At 39.9% G+C, this 20,343-nt stretch carries 20 protein-coding genes; 12 read left to right on the top strand and 8 right to left on the bottom strand.

Annotation, left to right across the window (positions count from 1 at the left end; genetic code table 11):
- Nucleotides 1–282: 282 nt before the first annotated feature.
- The 3 genes from gldE to mutY all read right to left on the bottom strand — a co-directional run bounded on the left by gldE (nt 283) and on the right by mutY (nt 3,318).
- Nucleotides 283–1,632, bottom strand: a complete 1,350-nt coding sequence (gldE, locus tag IPZ59_RS03270; RefSeq protein WP_236138455.1) for a gliding motility-associated protein GldE — start codon at nt 1,630–1,632, stop codon at nt 283–285.
- A 64-nt stretch (nt 1,633–1,696) separates the two neighbouring features.
- Complete coding sequence (locus IPZ59_RS03265; RefSeq protein WP_236138454.1) at nt 1,697–2,155, bottom strand: single-stranded DNA-binding protein; 459 nt, start codon at nt 2,153–2,155, stop codon at nt 1,697–1,699.
- Between the two features lie 50 nt (nt 2,156–2,205).
- Nucleotides 2,206–3,318, bottom strand: coding sequence for an A/G-specific adenine glycosylase (gene mutY, locus IPZ59_RS03260; protein ID WP_236138453.1), 1,113 nt, complete (start codon nt 3,316–3,318; stop codon nt 2,206–2,208).
- A 70-nt stretch (nt 3,319–3,388) separates the two neighbouring features.
- On the opposite strand from mutY, the gene IPZ59_RS03255 reads away from it, so the two are divergent.
- The 4 genes from IPZ59_RS03255 (at nt 3,389) to IPZ59_RS03240 (ending at nt 7,967) form a co-directional block, all read left to right on the top strand.
- Nucleotides 3,389–3,748: an HU family DNA-binding protein gene (locus IPZ59_RS03255; RefSeq protein ID WP_262893061.1), complete on the top strand. Its 360-nt coding sequence runs from the start codon at nt 3,389–3,391 to the stop codon at nt 3,746–3,748.
- Between the two features lie 22 nt (nt 3,749–3,770).
- On the top strand, nt 3,771–4,589 hold the full coding sequence (locus IPZ59_RS03250) for a tetratricopeptide repeat protein (protein WP_236138452.1): 819 nt from the start codon (nt 3,771–3,773) through the stop codon (nt 4,587–4,589).
- Between the two features lie 179 nt (nt 4,590–4,768).
- On the top strand, nt 4,769–6,340 hold the full coding sequence (locus IPZ59_RS03245; RefSeq protein ID WP_236138451.1) for an Rne/Rng family ribonuclease: 1,572 nt from the start codon (nt 4,769–4,771) through the stop codon (nt 6,338–6,340).
- A 457-nt stretch (nt 6,341–6,797) separates the two neighbouring features.
- The gene (locus IPZ59_RS03240) at nt 6,798–7,967 is read left to right on the top strand and encodes a hypothetical protein (protein WP_236138450.1); all 1,170 of its coding nucleotides are present in this window, start codon (nt 6,798–6,800) and stop codon (nt 7,965–7,967) included.
- Between the two features lie 18 nt (nt 7,968–7,985).
- Here the strand turns inward: IPZ59_RS03240 and IPZ59_RS03235 are convergent, their stop codons facing one another.
- Nucleotides 7,986–8,447: a YehS family protein gene (locus IPZ59_RS03235; RefSeq protein WP_189584148.1), complete on the bottom strand. Its 462-nt coding sequence runs from the start codon at nt 8,445–8,447 to the stop codon at nt 7,986–7,988.
- A gap of 152 nt (nt 8,448–8,599) precedes the next feature.
- On the opposite strand from IPZ59_RS03235, the gene IPZ59_RS03230 reads away from it, so the two are divergent.
- The 4 genes from IPZ59_RS03230 to galK all read left to right on the top strand — a co-directional run bounded on the left by IPZ59_RS03230 (nt 8,600) and on the right by galK (nt 12,336).
- Nucleotides 8,600–9,022 carry a secondary thiamine-phosphate synthase enzyme YjbQ gene (locus IPZ59_RS03230; RefSeq protein ID WP_236138449.1) on the top strand — a complete coding sequence of 141 codons (423 nt, stop codon included), beginning with the start codon at nt 8,600–8,602 and terminating at the stop codon, nt 9,020–9,022.
- A 79-nt stretch (nt 9,023–9,101) separates the two neighbouring features.
- Nucleotides 9,102–9,932, top strand: coding sequence for a sterol desaturase family protein (locus IPZ59_RS03225; protein ID WP_236138448.1), 831 nt, complete (start codon nt 9,102–9,104; stop codon nt 9,930–9,932).
- 78 nt (nt 9,933–10,010) lie between these two features.
- Nucleotides 10,011–11,138, top strand: a complete 1,128-nt coding sequence (locus IPZ59_RS03220; protein WP_236138447.1) for an AAA family ATPase — start codon at nt 10,011–10,013, stop codon at nt 11,136–11,138.
- Between the two features lie 46 nt (nt 11,139–11,184).
- Nucleotides 11,185–12,336, top strand: a complete 1,152-nt coding sequence (gene galK / locus IPZ59_RS03215) for a galactokinase (RefSeq protein ID WP_236138446.1) — start codon at nt 11,185–11,187, stop codon at nt 12,334–12,336.
- A gap of 24 nt (nt 12,337–12,360) precedes the next feature.
- Here galK and IPZ59_RS03210 read toward each other — a convergent pair whose 3' ends face one another.
- From IPZ59_RS03210 to atpD, 4 genes are all read right to left on the bottom strand, one after another.
- A complete protein-coding gene (locus IPZ59_RS03210) occupies nt 12,361–13,818 on the bottom strand; it encodes a protein adenylyltransferase SelO (protein WP_236138445.1) in 1,458 nt (485 codons plus the stop codon).
- A gap of 215 nt (nt 13,819–14,033) precedes the next feature.
- A complete protein-coding gene (gene rpsU, locus IPZ59_RS03205; protein ID WP_236138444.1) occupies nt 14,034–14,228 on the bottom strand; it encodes a 30S ribosomal protein S21 in 195 nt (64 codons plus the stop codon).
- Between the two features lie 138 nt (nt 14,229–14,366).
- The gene (gene atpC, locus IPZ59_RS03200) at nt 14,367–14,615 is read right to left on the bottom strand and encodes an ATP synthase F1 subunit epsilon (protein WP_236138443.1); all 249 of its coding nucleotides are present in this window, start codon (nt 14,613–14,615) and stop codon (nt 14,367–14,369) included.
- A gap of 18 nt (nt 14,616–14,633) precedes the next feature.
- Nucleotides 14,634–16,139 carry a F0F1 ATP synthase subunit beta gene (atpD, locus tag IPZ59_RS03195; protein ID WP_236138442.1) on the bottom strand — a complete coding sequence of 502 codons (1,506 nt, stop codon included), beginning with the start codon at nt 16,137–16,139 and terminating at the stop codon, nt 14,634–14,636.
- A gap of 402 nt (nt 16,140–16,541) precedes the next feature.
- On the opposite strand from atpD, the gene IPZ59_RS03190 reads away from it, so the two are divergent.
- Genes IPZ59_RS03190 through IPZ59_RS03175 form a run of 4 tightly spaced genes read left to right on the top strand, consistent with a single transcriptional unit; the run spans nt 16,542 to nt 20,317 of the window.
- Complete coding sequence (locus tag IPZ59_RS03190; RefSeq protein WP_236138441.1) at nt 16,542–17,408, top strand: heme/hemin ABC transporter substrate-binding protein; 867 nt, start codon at nt 16,542–16,544, stop codon at nt 17,406–17,408.
- Entirely contained in the window at nt 17,408–18,466 is a 1,059-nt protein-coding gene (locus IPZ59_RS03185; protein ID WP_236138440.1) for a FecCD family ABC transporter permease, read from the top strand. Before IPZ59_RS03190 ends, IPZ59_RS03185 begins: the two co-directional genes overlap by 1 nt.
- Nucleotide 18,467: 1 nt before the next feature.
- Nucleotides 18,468–19,268 carry a heme ABC transporter ATP-binding protein gene (locus IPZ59_RS03180; RefSeq protein ID WP_236138439.1) on the top strand — a complete coding sequence of 267 codons (801 nt, stop codon included), beginning with the start codon at nt 18,468–18,470 and terminating at the stop codon, nt 19,266–19,268.
- Nucleotides 19,269–19,270: 2 nt separating this feature from the next.
- A complete protein-coding gene (locus IPZ59_RS03175; RefSeq protein WP_236138438.1) occupies nt 19,271–20,317 on the top strand; it encodes a hemin-degrading factor in 1,047 nt (348 codons plus the stop codon).
- Nucleotides 20,318–20,343 lie beyond the last annotated feature (26 nt).

The raw sequence follows: 20,343 nt of genomic DNA, 5'->3' as shown, positions 1-20,343 counted from the left end.
AATGGCTTGTTGTTAAAAAATAGAAAAAAATAAATCTACTTTTAAAATAATGTATAAAATTTCAAAAAGCATCAATTTTTGAAATAGTCAGTTTTAAATTGATCCTAATTTTAAAAAAAATATGTGATTATTGGTAAAAATGGTTTTTTATTTTTTTTTCTAAAAGGATGTAATTTTTTAATTCTGAGATGTTGACATGAAATGATTGGCTTCATTATAAAAAATCATTAATCAAAATAAAATTTTGAAAAATAGCAAAAACACGAAATTGTGACAAAATCATCAATCTTCGTAATCCCCAAGCTTATCCGGGTAATTATCCAATATAGAGACTTTTACTTTTTTGATGCGCTTGGCATCCACGGCGATGATGGTAAATTCAAAATGTGCAAACTGAATTTTAGAACCGTTTTTGGGGAGATTGGCGTTTAACTCTAGCAATAAGCCTCCCAAGGATTCGCTTTCTCCTTTCACTTCATCGAACATGCTTTGATCCAAATCTAGTTTTTTGCAAAAATCATTGAGGGAAACTTTTCCTTCAAAAATATACGTGTTGCTATCGATTTCTTTAAAGTAAAAATCTTCAGGGTCATCAAATTCATCGTTTATTTCCCCGATGATTTCTTCGATTAAGTCTTCTAAGGTGACTAATCCGGAAGTGCCCCCGTATTCGTCCACTACAATAGCCATATGCACGCGCTTCTTTTGAAAATCCTTGAGCAATGAGTCAACTTTTTTGTTTTCTGGTACAAAGAAAATTTTGCGTGCTAATTTTTGCCATTCAAAAAATTCGTCCTTTTCAATAAACGGCAATAAGTCTTTAATGTAAAGAATACCTTCTATATTATCTATCGTTTCTCTGTATACAGGAATCCTTGAGTAGCCCGACTTATTAATCTTATCCATGAGTTCGTGGAAATCTGTATCAACTTCTACTGCTGTGATTTCCATCCGTGAATGCATCACTTGCTTGACAGTTAGGGTCCCAAAATTCACGATTCCTTTTAGAATATCTTTCTCTTTTTCGCTGCTATCTTCACTAGTAAGTTCCAATGCTTGATTCAACTCATCCACAGACAATGCATAGCCTTTTTTCTCGATTCTCCGCTCAATGATTTTGCTGAAGGACATCAAAATAAATGAAAGTGGTTTCAATACTTTGTTAGCAACACTTAAATAAGGGGCCATTAACAAGGAGAATTCAATTTTTGCTTTGGTCGCATAGACTTTTGGTACAATTTCCCCAAAGAATACGATAGAGAAGGTGACACCGATGGTCTGGATCAGGAGAATCATTATTCCTTTGGCATCTGTACCAAAGATATCCCATACCACAAATGTGGTTAAAGTTACCAATGCAATATTGATGAGATTATTCAATATTAAAATAGTGCTTAACAAGCGCTTGGGAGACTCTACTAGTTGCTTGACCAAGATAGATTGTGGCTTTTGCTGCTTGTTGATCTCTTCCAAGTCATCGGTATCCAACGAAAAATAAGCGACCTCAGAACCTGATACCAAGCCAGAAGCTATTAATAACAGGACAAAAATAACTATATTAACTAACAAGTAGTTGGTCGAAACCTGAGAGGTTTCAACCAACAACAAAAGACTCGGGTATGGGTCGTCCATCAAGTTTCTAAATTGGTATTTGCAAAATTAAGCAAATAATACTCAAAAGTTCAAGTCTTCAATATTAGAAAGGTAAATCATCGTCTTCTTGCAAAGGTTCTGGAGCCGTTGGGGCAGGCTGCATAGGCCTTGCTTGAGAAGGCTGGTTTTGCTGGTAGCCGCCTGATTGGGCAGGGGTTCCTCCGCCATCTTGCCTAGAATCCAGCATGGTCATATTGAGTACACGGATGCGAACCTTTTTTCGATTATTCCCTTGCTCATCTTGCCATGAATCTGTTTTGATTTTACCTTCAACGTAGATTTTACTTCCTTTTTTTAAATATGATTCAGCGATTTTTGCCAAACCATCCCAAAGTTCCAAATCATGCCACTCCGTATTATCAACTCTATTGCCACTGCGATCTTTGTAACTTTCGGTAGTGGCCAAGCTAACATTAGCGACGACTTTGTCACCTTCTAAATGTTTTACTTCAGGATCAGAACCTAAATTTCCGACTAAAATAACTTTATTTACTCCTGCCATCGTTTTGATTGTTTAAATGTTTAACAAAAAGAACCTCATTAAGATAAGGATTATTCTTCATCGTTCAAATACCTCAAAATCAACCGTGATTTTCCTAGTTTTTCGAAAGCCTCGCTTGATACCAGTTGCCAATCGTGTACGTGTGCCCAAGCTTGCAATTCAGGAGCATGTACTTCATCAAATTCGAACCGCACAAAGTTGGCAAAAATTCTTTGATGTGACAGAATATGTTTGAATACTTGCGAAGATTGATGGACAATTTGTGTCGGGATAACTTCTAATCCATTGAAAATTTGCTGATTGATATCTTTTAATGCGTTTACTGAGTCCATCTCTATCAAGGGAAATTCGAATAGCCCTTCCCAAATGTCCTTGGCTCCTCGCTGTCGGATAAGCACCTGATCTCCGCACGTCATATGGAAATATTGAAAAAACCGTTCCTTAACCTTTACTTTATTGATTTTCACTGGAAGTTCTTGAACTAGCCCATTGGTAAAGGCGACACAGGAGCTTTTTAAAGGACACTCTTCGCAATTGGGCTTTTGTGGACTGCAATGCAATGCGCCAAATTCCATGATTGCTTGATTGTAGTCTGCCGCCTCTTGTGGAGGTAACACAGTATTGGCGAGTGTTTCAAATTCTTTCTTTCCAGCATGGCTTGCGATATCTGTAGCTATCCCAAAGTACCGGGAGAGAACTCTAAATACATTTCCGTCCACCACAGCCACTGCTTCGTCGAAGGCGAAGGAAGCTATGGCTGCAGCTGTATAGCTTCCAATGCCTTTGAGCTTTAAGAGTTCTTGATAGGTAGAAGGGAAATTTCCCGCGTAGTCGTTCACTACTTGTTGCGCACAAAAATGAAGGTTTCGTGCCCGCGAATAGTAACCGAGTCCTTGCCATAGGCGCATAACATCCTCGCTGGGTGCAGCTGCCAAATTTTGTACAGTAGGATAATTTTCTAAAAATTTTTTAAAATATGGCAAGCCTTGGGCGACGCGGGTTTGCTGTAAAATTATCTCTGATAACCAAATGATGTACGGATTTTTGGTGTTTCTCCATGGTAAATCCCGCTTATTGGCTTCAAACCATTGGAGAATATTATGTGCAAAGGCATTATTATTCAAGGTATTATGAACGTTAAGTGTGAAGTTATTGTTAAACAATTCAATCTAATTTTAGGGTTTTTGTTTTTATATTGAATTGCTTCCTTTAAATTTGCAGTCCCAAAAATAGTTGGTTAATAGCTGGTTAAGCTTATTCGATAATAATTTAAATTCAACAACAGTGACTAAAGCAGAAGTAATCACCAAGATTTCGGAGAAGACTGGAATCCAGAAAGACGATGTAACTCAGACAGTTGAGGCGTTCTTTAAAGTGGTAAAAGATTCCATGGCAGAAGGAGAAAATATTTACGTGAGAGGATTCGGTAGCTTCATTAATAAGAAGAGAGCGAAGAAGATTGCACGTAATATTTCTAAGAACACTGCGATTGTAATCGATGAGCACTATGTGCCAGCATTCAAGCCATCCAAAGTGTTTATTGAGAAAATCAAGAACAGTAAAAAAATTAAAGAATTAGCTCCGCAGGACTAATTGTTGCTTAAATTCCCCGCTGATGAAAAAGTCACAACTCATTGCCATTGTTATTGGAGTAGTAGCTATAGGTTTGTTGTTTTCCTTACCTAGGGTAATTGTCAATAATGATGAGGGTGAGTCGGCTATTTCAGAAGCAGGGAATACAGTTCCTTCCGCTGCTGAAGATTTACACAGTGCACCTATTGCCCCTGAGGCCCAAGAAGCACTGCAACGAATTTCTGAACAGCTAAGTAGGGAAGAAAATTTAGAGAAGTTTGCAGCTTTTACTGACACACTAGCCTCTTTGTATACGCAAGCTGGAAAGTTTGATTCTGCTGCCTATTTCTTGGACATTGCTGCCGAAAGAATTCAGACATTAGAGCGTTTTGAAAAAGCTGGTGTAGCGTATTACGAAGCGTATACTTTTGCTTTGAATGAGGAAAAAGTGGCGATGTTGGCAGAGAAAACCCGCTTTTACCTGAACAAGGTATTGGAGGCAAATCCTGCTCGATCTGATTTGAAGACCCGCGTGGCTATGACGTATGTTTCTTCCTCCAATCCAATGCAGGGTATTACCATGCTTCGGGAAATTTTGGATGCAGATCCTACCAATGAAGATGCCCTATTTAATATGGGGATTTTATCTATGCAGTCAGGTCAGTACAGAAGAGCTGCCGAACGATTTGAAGAATTGGTGAAACACCACCCTGCGAATATTCAAGGTCAGTTTTACTTAGGTGTAAGCTATTTTGAATCCAAGCAAACAAATAAAGCAAAAAAGCAATTTCAAGATGTGAAAAACATGAGCTCAGATCCGATGATTTTAGCAAGTGTTGAAAGCTACTTGGAAAGACTATAAACTAATTGTTCCACGTTAAATCTTTAAAACTATGCCTTGCGGTAAGAAAAGAAAAAGACATAAAATCGCTACGCACAAGCGTAAGAAAAGACTTAGAAAAAACAGACATAAGAAGAAGTAATCACTTCTTCTTGTTTGATTTCTAATCAATCGTATTAACACATACAAACAAGACAAATTTGAGCACAGAATTGTTAATTGATTCTGCTCAAAATGGAAGTCGGATCGCTCTATTAAAAGACAAAAACTTGGTTGAACTCCACTCAGAAGGTGGAGAAAACCAGTTTAAAGTTGGAGACATCTACCTTGGTACAGTCCGCAAAATCGTGAATGGGCTCAATGCAGCATTCATCGACGTAGGGTATGAAAAAGATGCATTTTTGCATTATCAAGACCTAGGGCCACAGATCAATAGTTTGAACAAGTTCACTAAATTGATCAAAAACAATGGGTATGCTAATTTCAACTTTAAAAACTTTGACTTAGAGCCTGATATCGAAAAGCTTGGAAAGATTTCCAATGTCCTTTCTAAAAATAATCAGATACTGGTGCAGGTGGTAAAAGAACCCATCTCCACTAAAGGTCCAAGACTTTCCTGTGAGCTCTCCTTGGCAGGGCGATACATTGTACTCGTACCTTTTTCGGATTCCGTCAGTGTTTCCAAGAAGATTCGAAGTGCAGAGGAACGCAAGCGACTTGTTCGCTTGATTACTTCTATCAAGCCGGCCAATTTTGGCGTTATCATTCGTACAGTGGCCGAAGGGCAATCCGTAACCGAGTTAGACAAGGATTTAAGAAATCTGTTAACTTCTTGGGAGGATGGCATCAAAAAGCTTCATAAAGCGAAAAGTTGCGACAAGATAATTGGAGAAATGAGTATGGCTTCCTCGATTATTCGAGACCTACTCAATGAATCATTCGATGCAATCACCGTCGAAGACGAATTGATCTACGATCAAATCAGGTCTTACATCAGGTCTATAGCCCCTGAAAAAGAAAAAATTGTTAAGCTTTACAACGGAAAAGCGAAGCTCTTTGAAAGTTTTGGAATAGAAAAGCAAATCAAAAGCTTGTTTGGACAGACGATTAGCCTTCCCCAGGGAGGTTATGTCATTATTGAACACACAGAGGCATTACATGTCATCGATGTCAATAGTGGTAATAAATCCAATCAGGAAAGTGACCAAGAAAATACAGCATTAAAAACAAACTTGGTTGCTGCTAAAGAAATTGCCAGACAATTACGCCTCCGCGATATGGGAGGTATCATCGTCATAGATTTTATAGACATGAAAAAAGCCGATAATAAAAAGGCTATTTACGATGCTATGAGGGAAGAAATGAGTGATGACCGGTCTAAACATACTGTCCTGCCGTTAACCAAATTTGGTTTGATGCAAATCACGAGGCAGCGCGTAAGACCCGAAGTAAATATTGTCACTAAAGAAACCTGTCCATCTTGTAATGGTACAGGCAAAATTCAAGCATCCATCTTGGTCGCAGATCAATTGGAAAAAGACTTGGAACATATTGCCACTATCCAAAACGTGTCAAACATCCACATTGGACTTCACCCATACCTTTTCGCTTATTTTACAAACGGGGTGGTTTCTAGAAGGGTCAAGTGGTTTTTCAAATATTTTAAGTGGGTTAAACTGATTAAAGATTCCTCACTTCCGGTGACGGAGTACAAATTCCTGGATGAATCAGGAGAAGAAATAGAACTACAAGTAAAAAGCGAGGTTGAATAACCTCGCTTTTTTTATGATTCCTTTTTTTTAAGTAATTGTGTTATGAGTAAGCCAGCACCTCCACCAAATGCTGCTCCACTTAAAAACCCTAGTAAGTCAGTTTCGTGTGGTATGATTATAGGGATAATGAACCCAGTGATTATCAACAAAAGGGCAAGGACGATGATCCGCGATTTTTTCATGATATTACAAAGGTAAGTTTGATCAACTGATATAAAGTTAAGATATAAATGTTATTTTAATTGGGTAATTTCTTACGAGCGGCTCTTTCAAAAAGTTTCTCGACATCTGATCTTTACAAGGTATCTAGTGTGTTTGGCTTGGTTTACGGAATATGGTACTCATTTCTTGCTTTCTGAACTTAAAAGCTGGACCATTTTCCTTTTTTCTATGACTGAAGGATTAGTTGTTTTGTAACTAAGCAATGAGTATATTTAAAAGACAAAATTTTGGCTCCATGAAGCATCTTGTTCGATTACTTGTATTTCAAGTGCTCTTAATTTCTTGTAGCCAATCAAGAAAAGAGTCTGAATTATCTAATCAAGTCGACAATATTCAAGTTAGATTGGAAAAAATTGACAGTGTTCAGATCGCATTCTTAGGTAATCCCATTGTTCAAGACATCGACCCAAATTCGAGAGTGATTTTATTCACTGAGCAAGGAAATAATTTTGAGGATATTTATGTGGCGGGATTTGATGGAAATATTCTTTACTCCTATTCTAAACTAGGTAATTTGCCAGATACTTATGGCGTTTTATTTGCCCCTTTAAAGATCGTCGGTGAGAATGAGTTCTTGGCCTATGGAATCAATGGACTATTGACATATGATTTTTCGGGACTACTCCTTTCCCGTACAAAGATCCAAGATATACAGCCATATAATTTTGCGAAAAAATCTATGGGTTTCGGTTTGGGAATTCTGGAGGAAGGGTTTCTCTACTTTGATCAGGGCTCGCGAAACATTGATTATAGTGATCGCCGACTGTATGAAGAAGTAAATGCCATGATTTTACTAGATAAAATCACCGGTAAAAGGGAGGAGTTGATGAAAATCCCGGAATCAAGCCTTTATCGTAACGGGAAGTATTTCTACCGAGATGCCTGGGCTCCTATTTTTGAGCTTATGGAGGATGAATTACTAGTGGTTTATGGTGCAGAACCTAAGATTTATGTGTACGAGAAAACACGACCGTTCAGGCTAATCAAAGAAATCCCGCTGGACATTCCCGATTACAATTTTTATAAGGGTGAGGATGTCTACAATCCAGATTCTTTCTTGAATTTCTTTTCATACGGCAGAATCGAAACAATTACCCAGATAAATGGCTACTTCATTTTAGGTTATTTTCCAGGCTATGATCCGCAAGACTTAGCGACTTCAAACGAGAACAAATCTCCAGAAGAATGGCAAGAATTTCGTCAACATATGCTGAAAAAATATCCTCATAGAGTTGCGATTTTTGACTCTAATGGTAGTTTGATAAATGATTTTGTGCCTTCCAATGCAGATCCAAGAAACATCGTCCAAAGAGACGGACAACTATGGGCCATGGGGAAGGTGGATATGGAGATTGAAAGGGATTATTTTATGGTGTACAAGCTTGAATTAAAATTTGATGATTAGGACAAAACAACAAAACGTTTAATTTGGACGGTATTTCACTTGCAAGCCTTTTAAAAAATTCCTAAGCACCTGATCTTTACACGGTCTATACTGATCTTGAGTAGGTTTACGGAATAGAGCACTGAGTTCGTGCTTCCCAAACTTAAAATCCACTGAAGCCAAAGCGTCCAAGATATCCTCGTCCTTCATGTTTAGCGCAATTTTTAGTTTCCGAAGAATGGCATTGTTGCTCAGGGATTTTTCAGGTTTAGGTTCTTCTCCATCTTTCTTGCCCCGCTTTTTGATGATAAATCCATTCAGAAAAGCAGCTAAATCGATATCGTAAATGGCTTTAAAATCAGGGTCATCTTCCTTTTTTAGCCAATCACTTACTTCTGTCCTGCTTGCTTCCAAACCGCCAAGTTTGAAAAGTTGCATCATTTGGTCATCTGAAAAATCAAAGGTGTAGCGTAAGCTTCGAAGGATATCGTTATTGGACATATCAAGTGTATTTTTTTCAATAGGGCTTAACTTTCGAGAAAAGGTACTCTACAGCCCATTTTTTGTAAAAATAAAGAATTTCCTTGGTTGGAGGGTTCTTTCTTTCTCTATTTGCTGAGTGGATATATGTGTAAACTGACCTTTTTACGATAATGAAACTCTTCCAAAAAGAAATCCAGCTCAAGCCTTTTGCCAGAGGTTACCATTTGATCACTGCTTTGATTGAGCAGCAATTTCCGGAAATTCGGCAGATTCAGGCAGGGATGCTGCAGGTTTTCATCAAACATACTTCCGCTGGCCTGACCATCAACGAGAATGCAGATCCTACCGTGAGAAAGGATTTCGAATCATTTATTAATGATTTGGTACCTGAAAATTATCACAAATTTATCCATACCTATGAGGGTGCAGACGATATGCCGGCTCATCTAAAGAGCAGTTTGCTAGGCAACAGTGTGCAAATTCCAATTACCAATGGCAAGCTAAACCTCGGAACTTGGCAAGGAATCTATTTGTGTGAATTCAGAGATATGGGTGGATCGAGGAAGTTGGTGCTGACGGCATTTGGGAATTGATTTTCTTTATGGAGAATTCGGTTTTTTAGAATGGTTTAAACAGATATACCAACTATTTTTGTGTTACTGATGTATGACTATGGATTTTAATTTAGACTGGCTTCTAGGAGTTGATTATACAGAGCCTTCCAATTTTATGTTGATTGTTGGGATTCTCTTTTTAGGAGTTTTTTCACGATACCTTTTGTTGGCTTGGGGCTATCATGAATTGGTCTATAAAAATTATGGGGATAAAATGCCCCATAGGAGACTCCATCAGCAAATCAAGCTGCCTCAGGTCAAGACGGAAATCTGGTATTCTTTTTTGGGAGCAATCATCTTTGCGGTTTCAGGTACCATCATGCTTATTTGTTGGCAGCGGGATTGGACCTTGTTGTACACCCAATTGGGAGTATGGGATATCCTTTGGATGCCTGTCAGTTTTGCTCTTGCATTATTTTTCCATGAGACCTATTATTATTGGTTGCATCGATGGATGCATCAACCGGGGGTATTGAAGTATTTTCATCATATTCACCACAATAGTTTGTATACGAGTTCCTTCACTTCTTTTTCATTTCATCCCTATGAAGCTTTGTTGCAGGCAATTTTTCTACCGCTTTTGGTGTTGGTATTGCCCATGCATTTTTTTGTATTGCTTGCGCTCTTACTGACCATGTCTATCACTGCCGTTATCAATCATGCAGGTGTGGAAGTGTATGGCTCCAAGACATTGCAATCTTCTTGGGCCAAGTGGATGGTGGGAGCAACCCATCACGACTTGCATCACTTACGCTACAAGTGTAATTATGGCTTATACTTTACCTTTTGGGATGTTTGGATGAAGACAGAGGACCAAAGTTTTTCCAAACGGTTTGAGAAACACACGGTTGCACAACAGCTTGTGGAAAAAAATAAGCTAAGTTCTTAAGTAGATACGAAATTATTTTACGTACTTTACGTAACGTAATTTACGTCACGCAAAGTACGTTATAATTATTAAAAATGTATGAGAGCTCCCAAAAATCCTTTTTTACTAATCGGTTATCATAGTCCCAAATACTTTTGTGACAGAAAAGTAGAGTTCTCATGGATGGAAGAACAGGTTTTAAATGAGCGGAATATGGTCTTTTATGCCCACAGAAGAATGGGGAAGACAGTTCTGATTCGGCATTTTTTTTATCACTTGGAAAAAAAGAAGCAAGCCTCTACGTTATTCATTGATTTATTTGGAACAGCAACGATTGAAGAAGCCAATAAGAAGATCGCATCAGCAATTATTCAAAAATTTGGTGAATTTAAAGGTGGAATAGGGCAACGCATGCTCAATTTATTAAGTGCATTGGGAGCTACTATTGGACTGGATCCATTGTCGGGTACTCCTCAGGTAAGTTTGTCGCTAAATCCGCCTATTGCAACAGAAAAATCATTGGAAGTGCTCGGGGAGTTTTTAATGCAGGAGAAAAAGCCAATTATTATTGCGATTGATGAGTTTCAGCAAATCCTACATTATCCAGAGAAGAACGTTGAAGCGGTTTTTCGGTCATGGGTTCAAGCCTTACCCATGATTCGATTTATCTTTAGTGGGAGTCATCGTAGGATGATGCAGTCTATGTTTACTGATCAAAGTCGTCCATTTTACAACAGTGCGCAGCTGTATGACTTGCAGGCGATTGATAGGGATGAATATGAGGCTTTTATTCAGGGGTTTTTTGCCACATCTTCCAGTAAAATGGATAAGGTGATTATTCAGGATATTTTTGAATGGACTCGAATGCAGACCTACTATGTGCAGCTATTGTGTAACAAGTTGTATGCAAAACAACAGATGGTAGATCCCGAACTGCTGGCAGAAGTGAAGCATGAAATGGTACAGCAAGAAGCACCTGTATTTAGCAGTTACTTGGAGTTGTTTACCGATACCCAATGGAAGGTTTTGAAAGCTATCGCATTGGAAGAAAAAGTACAGTCGCCCCAAAGTCAAGAATTCGTACAAATCCACAACTTAGGGGCAGCAAGTTCTGTGGCAACTGCCTTGAAGGTGCTTCTCACCAAGGGATTTGTTGTCTACGAGCAGCAACAGTACCAATTGCATGATACCTTGTTGATGCGATGGATTCAGTCCTTGCAGTTATAGGCTCCTATTCATAAAAAAGGCTTCCTTTCTAATCCGTTAAACCTATATGAACCTTCAATCCCAAATCACCGAACTATTCCAACATCACTTCGGAACACCTCAAGTGACAGCCCATGCTCCTGGGAGAATCAACCTCATCGGAGATCATACAGATTATAATCAGGGGTTTGTATTACCTGCTGCTATTGACCTTGGAATTACGATGGCCGTATCAAAAAATGGCTTGCGTACATGCCAATTGATTGCTGTAGATTTGAATGATAGCATATACATTTCTTTAGATGAACCTTTAAAACCTGTAAAAAAAAGCTGGGCGAATTATATCATTGGGGTGATGTATGGCCTACAGGCCAAAGGGGTCGCACTAGAAGGGTTCAATGCGGTTGTTGGTGGCAATATTCCGGTTGGTTCAGGGTTATCTTCTTCGGCAGCTTTGGAGTGCTCCACTACTTATGCACTTGCCAAACTTTTTTCATGTGAACTCAATAAAGATGAAGTCATTCGGATTGCAAGAGAGGCAGAACATAACTTCGCTGGAGTCAAATGTGGAGTGATGGATCAGTTTGCTTCTGTGATGGGAAAGGAAGGGCATGCTATCCAATTGGATTGTCGGAGTCTAAACTATCAATACCTGCCCTTGTCATTAGGTAAGGCTGGCTTAGTCTTAATCAATACCAAAGTCAGCCACAGTCTTGGTGATTCTCAGTACAATCAGCGAAGAATGGAATGCGAACAAGGAGTCGCTATCATCCAGCAAGCTTATCCTGAGGTAACGTTTTTGCGGGATGTCAGCCTTGACATGTTGGAAGCAGTGGATCTCCCTTCTGTGATTGGTCAGCGTTGCCGCTATGTGGTGGAGGAAAATTTGCGTGTTGAAAAAGCTGCTGAACTCCTGCAAGCTGGACAAGTGAAAGCCTTAGGGAAATTAATGTATCAATCCCATGAGGGTCTCAGCAAGTTATATCAAGTCAGTTGTGAAGAATTGGATCATTTGGTTTCTCAAGCAAGTCAACTAGAATCCGTTTGGGGAAGCCGGATGATGGGTGGCGGCTTTGGTGGGTGTACCATTAACTTAATAGATCAAGAGCACATGGAGGACACGCTTTCCAAACTGCGGGATTCTTATATGGGTGCTTTCGGTATAGAACCAGAAATTTACCCCGTCAAAACAGCAGACGGGGCGGGAGTTCTGAAATAAGCAAATATTCGGCTACTAAGGATATCAGGTTCCGCAGAACGTCTGATAGTTTTCATCAAAGGATTCCGGCACTTCTTGATAGCTTTCCAAGGAAGGTCTGAAAAGGTATGGTTGTTGGATGACCTCTAATAATTGGTGAAATGGTTCCATATCTCCTTTCTCCGCAGCACTCAGCGCCGCCTCCACTCGATGATTTCTTGGGATAAATGCAGGATTGACGTTGCGCATTGTTGTCTGAGCATCTGCTTTTGACCTGTTTTCTTTTGCAATCCGTTGTTCCCAATCGGAAATCCATTCTTCCAGAATAGAAGATTGATAGGTTGCTGTATCAGGAAATATCCCCTCTTGTAGATAGAAAAATGTATTGGTAAAATCAGCTTTTTGTCCCTGCATCCATCCAAGCAGTCGATCAATGAGTTGCTTGTCCTTGACATCTACTTGTGTAAGTCCTAGTTTGCTACGCATCATATCCAACCATTGAGCTTCATAAAAAGCTGGGAATTTTTGTAAACTTGCTTCCGCTAATTTGACTGCCTCCTCTTTGTTGGATGAGATGGCTGGCAATAAGGCGGATATCAGACAGGATAGATTCCAGTGGGCAATGTAAGGCTGATTCCCATAGGCATACCTACCTTGAGTATCGATGGAGCTAAATACTGTTTTAGGTTCATAAGCATTCATAAATGCACAGGGGCCATAATCAATTGTTTCTCCTGCGATACACATATTATCCGTATTCATTACTCCGTGAATAAATCCTACCCGCATCCAATCTACAATCAATGCTGCCTGTAACTCCATGACCTGTTCAAAAAAGGCAATGGCTTTATTTTCTGATTCATCCAAATCTGGGAAATGTCTTGCGATGGCATAGTTTAATAGATCTTGAAGATAAGCTCCTCCCTGAAAATTTTTAGCGTATTCAAACGTACCCACGCGTAGGTGGCTTTTGGCTACTCTTGTCAATACAGCGCCGGGTCTTGTTCGCTCTCTGTACACAGGTTCACCTGTCCATACGACCGCTAAAGATCGGGAAGTTGGAATTCGTAAGTAATGCAAAGCCTCCGACATCAGGTACTCCCGCAGCATGGCCGCAAAGTGGGCGCGTCCATCTCCTCCCCGTGAATAGGGAGTTCTGCCAGCTCCTTTCAATTGGATGTCATAGCGCTCGCCTTGAGGGCTTATTTGCTCTCCAAGGAGGATAGCCCTACCATCTCCTAACATGGTGAAGTTCCCAAACTGATGTCCTGCATAGGCTTGAGCAAGGGGGGTAGTCTCTGGTATGAGGGTATTTCCAGAAAGGATCTTTCCAATTTCTGAAATTCTATTCTCATCAAAAGGAATTCCCAGCCTTTGAGCAAGTCCTTGGTTCAATAAAACCAATTGGGGATTTGCAACAGCTGTTGGAACTACCTCACTGAAAAAAAATGAAGGAAGGTTGGTGTAGGTTGTATCGAAATTGAATTGAATTGCAGCGGACATGAGAATGCTTTTTTCTTGCAACACCAAACCGCTCTAAAAAATTTCAAGTAATGGGATGAAGAGTATATGATTGGAGTTTCAAATGCTATTTTATAACCTAAACCCACTTACAACTCAATCACCCAATCCGCCAAACGAACTATAAATCCAAAAAAAAACACACCCACTTTCGGCAGGTGTGTCTTTGGAATGTATCTCAAAAAGATAGCAAACAATTAGTTGGATGCTTCTGCTTGCATTCTTTGTTTATAAGCAGCTTTGATAACTTGATCTCTTCTCTTGACAGAAGGCTTTACAAAGTGTTGTCTGGCTCTCAGTTCTCTGACAGCTCCAGTTTTATCAAACTTCTTTTTAAAACGCTTAAGCGCTTTTTCGATTGATTCGTTTTCTTTTACGTTGACTATGATCATATGTATACACCTCCTTTCAGGGTTGCAAAGGTAGGATTTTATTTTTTGTATCCCAATTAATTTTCAGAAATTCAAGACTTTCAATAAAAAAGAGGCTGATTTCCTCAAACCAGCCTCTTTAAATTAGTTAATGATTGGTTACCCGATGACTTTTTCAGCCAACAGGACAATCTTGTTATCTTTTACCTCTACAACGCCCCCATCTACGACGAGTGAAAGTTTTCCTTCTTTGGTCGTGTAGGAAACATTGCCCTTGTCCAATGCCGATACAAGAGGAGCGTGGTTTTTCAATACTTGAAAAGAACCAGAAGCTCCAGGGAAAGTAGCTTCGCTTACTTCACCTTCGAATACCTTTTGGTCAGGGGTAATTATCGTCAATTGCATCATGATTGATTGCTTTGCTAATTAGTTGTTTAATTCAGCCAACATTTTTTCACCTTTGGCAATGGCATCTTCAATCGTACCTACCAAGTTGAATGCTGATTCTGGAAGATGATCTAATTCACCGTCCATGATCATGTTAAAGCCTCTGATCGTATCTTTGATATCAACCAATACACCTTTCAAACCTGTAAACTGCTCTGCAACGTGGAATGGCTGTGACAAGAAACGCTGAACTCTTCTTGCTCTATGAACGACCATCTTATCTTCTTCAGACAATTCTTCCATACCCAAGATAGCAATGATATCCTGCAATTCTTTGTAGCGTTGAAGAATTTCTTTCACTCGCTGAGTACATCCGTAATGTTCTTCACCCAAAATATCTGGAGAAAGAATTCTGGAAGTAGAATCCAATGGATCCACTGCAGGGTAGATACCCAATTCAGCGATCTTTCTGGAAAGTACTGTTGTTGCATCCAAGTGAGCAAAGGTTGTCGCAGGAGCAGGGTCAGTCAAGTCATCAGCAGGTACGTATACAGCCTGTACAGATGTAATGGAACCATGCTTTGTAGAAGTGATTCGTTCCTGCATGGCACCCATCTCAGTTGCCAAAGTAGGCTGATAACCTACGGCAGATGGCATACGGCCAAGTAGAGCAGATACTTCTGAACCCGCTTGTGTAAATCGGAAAATGTTGTCGATAAAGAATAGGATATCTTTTCCAGCTCCGTCACCTTCTCCATCTCTGTAGTATTCAGCCAAGGTCAAACCTGTCAAGGCTACTCGTGCACGGGCCCCAGGAGGCTCGTTCATCTGACCAAACACGAAGGTTGCTTTGGACTCTTCTAATTTCTTTAAATCTACTTTGGAAAGATCCCAGCCGCCTTCTGTTTCTAGAGAATGCAAGAATTCTTCACCGTAAGTTACAATGCCGGACTCGATCATTTCTCTCAAAAGGTCATTACCTTCACGAGTTCGCTCACCTACACCGGCAAATACAGATAATCCAGAGTATGCTTTTGCAATGTTATTGATCAATTCCTGAATCAATACCGTCTTACCTACTCCGGCACCACCAAACAAACCGATCTTACCACCTTTTGCATAAGGCTCGATCAAGTCAATCACTTTAATACCGGTAAATAATACTTCCGTAGAAGTGGAAAGATCTTCGAATCTTGGTGCAGAACGGTGAATTGGCAAGCGCTTGGTAGATACAACCTCCGGAAGGCCGTCAATTGCTGAACCTACTACGTTAAACAAACGTCCTTTGATAGCATCTCCGGTAGGTACTGAAATAGGTGCCTCGTTGTCAACGCAGTCAGTACCTCTTACAAGGCCCTCAGTAGCGTCCATCGCGATAGTTCTTACTCTATCTTCACCTAAGTGTTGTTGTACTTCCAAGATGATTTGGTGACCATCTTCTCTGGTCACTGTCAATGCATCGAGGATGTTTGGTAATTTTCCGCCCTCGAAGGACACGTCCACTACGGGACCGATTACCTGTGTTATCTTACCAATGTTTGCCATTTGATTTATTGTATAAAAAGAAATGATGCTTTTTTATTTCGAGTGCAAAATTAATTATAAAAGCTTAATACCAAAGGATGTTTGGGGATTTTAATCGTGTGATTATTTCTTTTTTGCTAAGCCTATAGCTGAAGGGCTTGAGTCGGATGTTTTGTTTCCCTAATTAAAGCCTGAAGTTGCCTGAATAAATTGAAAAACTGACTAAGGGTTTTAGCTTCATCTTAAAATTTTTTATTCAGTTTGGAAAACCACCTTACTAATTTTCCGTTCCTAGGACCTTGTGGATTCTTTCATATTCAGGTAATTAAATCATTGAAATGATAGAAAAAATCAATTAGTATTTATTTGGATTTAATCCAAATAATATGACCTTTGTCATGTTGTTTAAAATTGATCTTAATAATGATAGCGCGGTTTGTAGTAGGATTCGTAGTGAGTGCACTCTTTGCATGTAGTTCAAAACAAGTTTCTGAGGAAGTTGATAAACAGGAGTGGAAATTGATTACTGCTGGGGGTACAGTTTCTGAAGTGGTGGTTAGTTTAGGGTATTTGGAGCGAATCATTGCGACGGATATTACTTCCACTTTTCCTGCTTCATTGCAGCAACTCCCATCCATAGGATACAGAAATCAAATCAAAGGAGAAGGACTGATGGCTTTGGGGGCTGATATGATTTTGGCTGAGTCAGGGTATCTTTCTGAGGACGTGTTGGATCAATTGAAATTGGCAGGTATTCAAGTTAAATTATTTGAAAAACCAACATCGATTGATGGTACTTACAGACTTATTCAAGAGGTGGCAGCCTTTCTCGAAGAGCCGGAAAAGGGCGAAACATTACTTGCGCAAGTAAAATCTGAGCAAACACTCCTAGAAGAATATGTTAAGAATAACCCTTTGATCAATCCTCCAGCAGTTGCCTTCATTATGGCTAGAGGATTGGAAACGGTTTTCTTGGCAGGTGAAGAAACATTTGCTAGTGAAATCATTCAAATGGCAGGAGGAAAGCCAGCAGGTACGGGTTTCAAAGATTTTATTCCACTAACCCCGGAAGCGATTGTAGGTATTAATCCTGATTACCTATTGTTTTTTGATTCTGGCTTGGGTACGATTGGAGGAAAAGACGGTGTACAGCAAATCAAAGGAGCGAATCAAACAAAAGCTCTTCAAAACGGAAATATTTTGAGTTTCGACGGTCAATACTTATCTGGGTTTGGTCCTCGTGTTGCTCAAGCTGCTTTAGAATTAGCCAAAGCTATCCGTGCCAATTAATGCCAAGTTTGCTGTCCATATCGTCCCGCACACAAAAGCGATCTGTGATATTGGTAGGTCTTGCCGGCATCTTGTTGCTGATAGTTGCGGCATCGCTTACCATGGGTGCTTTTCCCATCAGTCTTCCCAAGGTTTTTCAATTTCTAGTAGGAATACAGTGGGGTGATGCATCCCTGACCTTACAGGAACGAAATGTTTTACTACAAATCAGATTGCCAAGAATTGTGATGGCAATGTTGGTTGGTGGCTCACTAGCCATGGCGGGTGCTGCTTTGCAAGGCTTATTCCGTAATCCTTTGGTCGAACCTGGTTTGATAGGTGTGAGCAGTGGGAGTGCGTTGTTTGCAGTGGTCTATATTGTATTTGGTTCTTCTGTTGCTTGGCTTGCATGGATGGGCAAAGTTGGATTAGCACTCTTCGCTTTTGTAGGCGGTCTGATGAATACTGCATTGGTGTATAAGCTTTCCAGCAAGGCTGGCAAAACTGACATATCCCTTTTAATTCTCGCGGGTGTAGCACTGAATGCTCTTGCAGGGGCTTTGATTGGTTTAGCCATATTCTATGCCGATGATGCAGCCCTTCGGAATTTCACCTTTTGGAGTTTAGGGGATGTGGGAGGAGCCAATTGGGAAAAGGTATTGATTATGAGTTTGGTTTCAGTCATACCTGTAGGATTAATACTGGGACAATTTCAAGCATTAAATGCCTTAGCTATTGGAGAAAGTGAGGCCTTTCACATGGGGATCAATGTACAGCAAACGAAGTTGATTGTATTAATTGGGTCAGCTCTTATAGTAGGTACGGCCGTGGCATTTACTGGTACGATAGGTTTTGTGGGTCTTGTGGTCCCCCACCTGCTTCGGATTTTGATTGGTGCAGATCATCGCTTGGTGTTACCTGCTGCATGGTTAGCTGGAGCGATTCTATTGACCGTCGCAGATACTCTTGCACGAACAATGGTAGCTCCATCAGAAATGCCAATAGGAATCATCACAGCTATCATTGGAGCTCCTTTCTTTATTTGGTTACTCTCATCTATTAAACAAATTCGTTACTGATATGCTTCAAGCTTCCAATATTCATTTTTGCATTCAGCACAGGCCAATTGTAGATACGGCTGAATTACATATTTCACCGGGCAAGTTGACGACCATCATCGGTCCCAATGGTGCAGGCAAATCCACGCTTCTAAAAATCCTAGCTGGTGATATTGTTTGTCAACACGGGACTATCTTATATAATGGTCAGAATTTAAAAAAATTAAAAGCAAAAGATCTTGCTAAAATTCGGGCAGTGATGCCCCAACATTCCCAATTATCCTTTCCATTTCACGCTAAGGAAGTCGTCGAGTTGGGTATGATTGCTTTAGGTGATCGTGCTGATGAGGCAATTGTAAGAGAAGTCATGGAGGAAACGCAAACCTGGCATTTTAAAGATAAGCTGTATAGCCAATTATCTGGTGGTGAAAAGCAACGGGTACAGTTGTCCCGAGTGTTAGCGCAGATTTGGGGTGAGTCCTCCAACCCCCGGTATCTTTTGTTGGATGAACCAACCTCGAGCTTAGACATTGCGCATCAACATCATGTTTTGCACATCGCGTCACGCCTCAAAAGTAAAAATATTGGGGTATTGGCTGTCTTACATGATCTGAATATGGCTGCTGCCTATTCCGACCAAGTAATCATGCTAAAGAATGGAAGGATTTATCAAGCGGGTTCTGTAGCAGAGACCTTGACTTCCGAAAAATTACACCATGTATATGATTATCCGATTCAGGTATACGATAATCAAGCCTATCATGGCATACATATTCAATCATTACCTATTCATACAACATCAGCAATTGTCAAAACAGCATAATCATGGAAACACTTGTTCAACAAACATCAAAAGAGTCATTAACTAGAGCATGGGAGGAGTTGAAATCATCAGAACCTCAGCTTCGTATTCGAGACGCTGCCAAAAAATTGGGTGTAACTGAATTAGAATTGTTACATACTACTGTAGGGACACATACGATAAGATTAGAGGGAGATTGGGCTTCTTTGCTAATTGAACTCAAAAAACTAGGTAAAGTAATGGCCCTTACTAGGAATGATGGTTGTGTTTTGGAACACAAAGGGACATTTCAAAAAATTGATATTCAGGGTCAGGCCCCTCATCAAGTTGCGACAGTAATAGGACCCATCGAGCAGCGCGTGTTTTTTAGCGGTTGGAAATTTGGTTATGCGGTGATCAACCAAACGCCAAGAGGTACTATGAGGAGTTTTCAGTTTTTTGATAAAGCTGGAGAAGCTGTAATGAAAGTATATCTGCAGGAAAAAAGTAATTTAGCTGCTTTTGATGATATCATCCAAATTTACCAAGCCGCTGATCAAGATATTGAATTGGCATTGGAGTCTTTCCCTGTTCCTGAATATGCTGATAGCATAGACATGGAAGCGTTTACTCAGGATTGGGAACAAATGAAAGATACCCATGAGTTTTTTGGGATGCTTCGGAGGTACAAGGTGCATAGACTCAATGCTGTCAAATGGATCAATGATAAATGGGCATATGAGGTCGATAGACTTTCTGCAAGAAAGATCCTTGAAGTTGCTTCAGCTGAAAAAATGCCGATTATGATTTTTGCTGGGAATAAGGGTAACATTCAAATCCATCAGGGAAAAGTTAGAACAATTCGTCAGATGGGCTCTTGGTTGAATGTGATGGATCCTGATTTCAATATGCATCTCAATGAAGATCAGATTGATTGTGCTTTTGTGGTGCATAAAAATACGGACGATGGCCTTGTTTCTTCTTTAGAGCTCTTTGATAAAGAAGGGGAAATGATTGCGCAATTTTTCGGACTAAGAAAACCAGGAATAGCTCAATTACCTGTTTGGAAAAATTTAATTGACAGTTTGTAATCTTTTTAGGCGGGTTCGCCCGCCAA

Origin of the sequence: Mongoliitalea daihaiensis, from assembly GCF_021596945.1 — a bacterium.
Lineage (GTDB): Bacteria > Bacteroidota > Bacteroidia > Cytophagales > Cyclobacteriaceae > Mongoliitalea > Mongoliitalea daihaiensis.
This window is presented reverse-complemented; position numbering and strand designations above follow the sequence as displayed.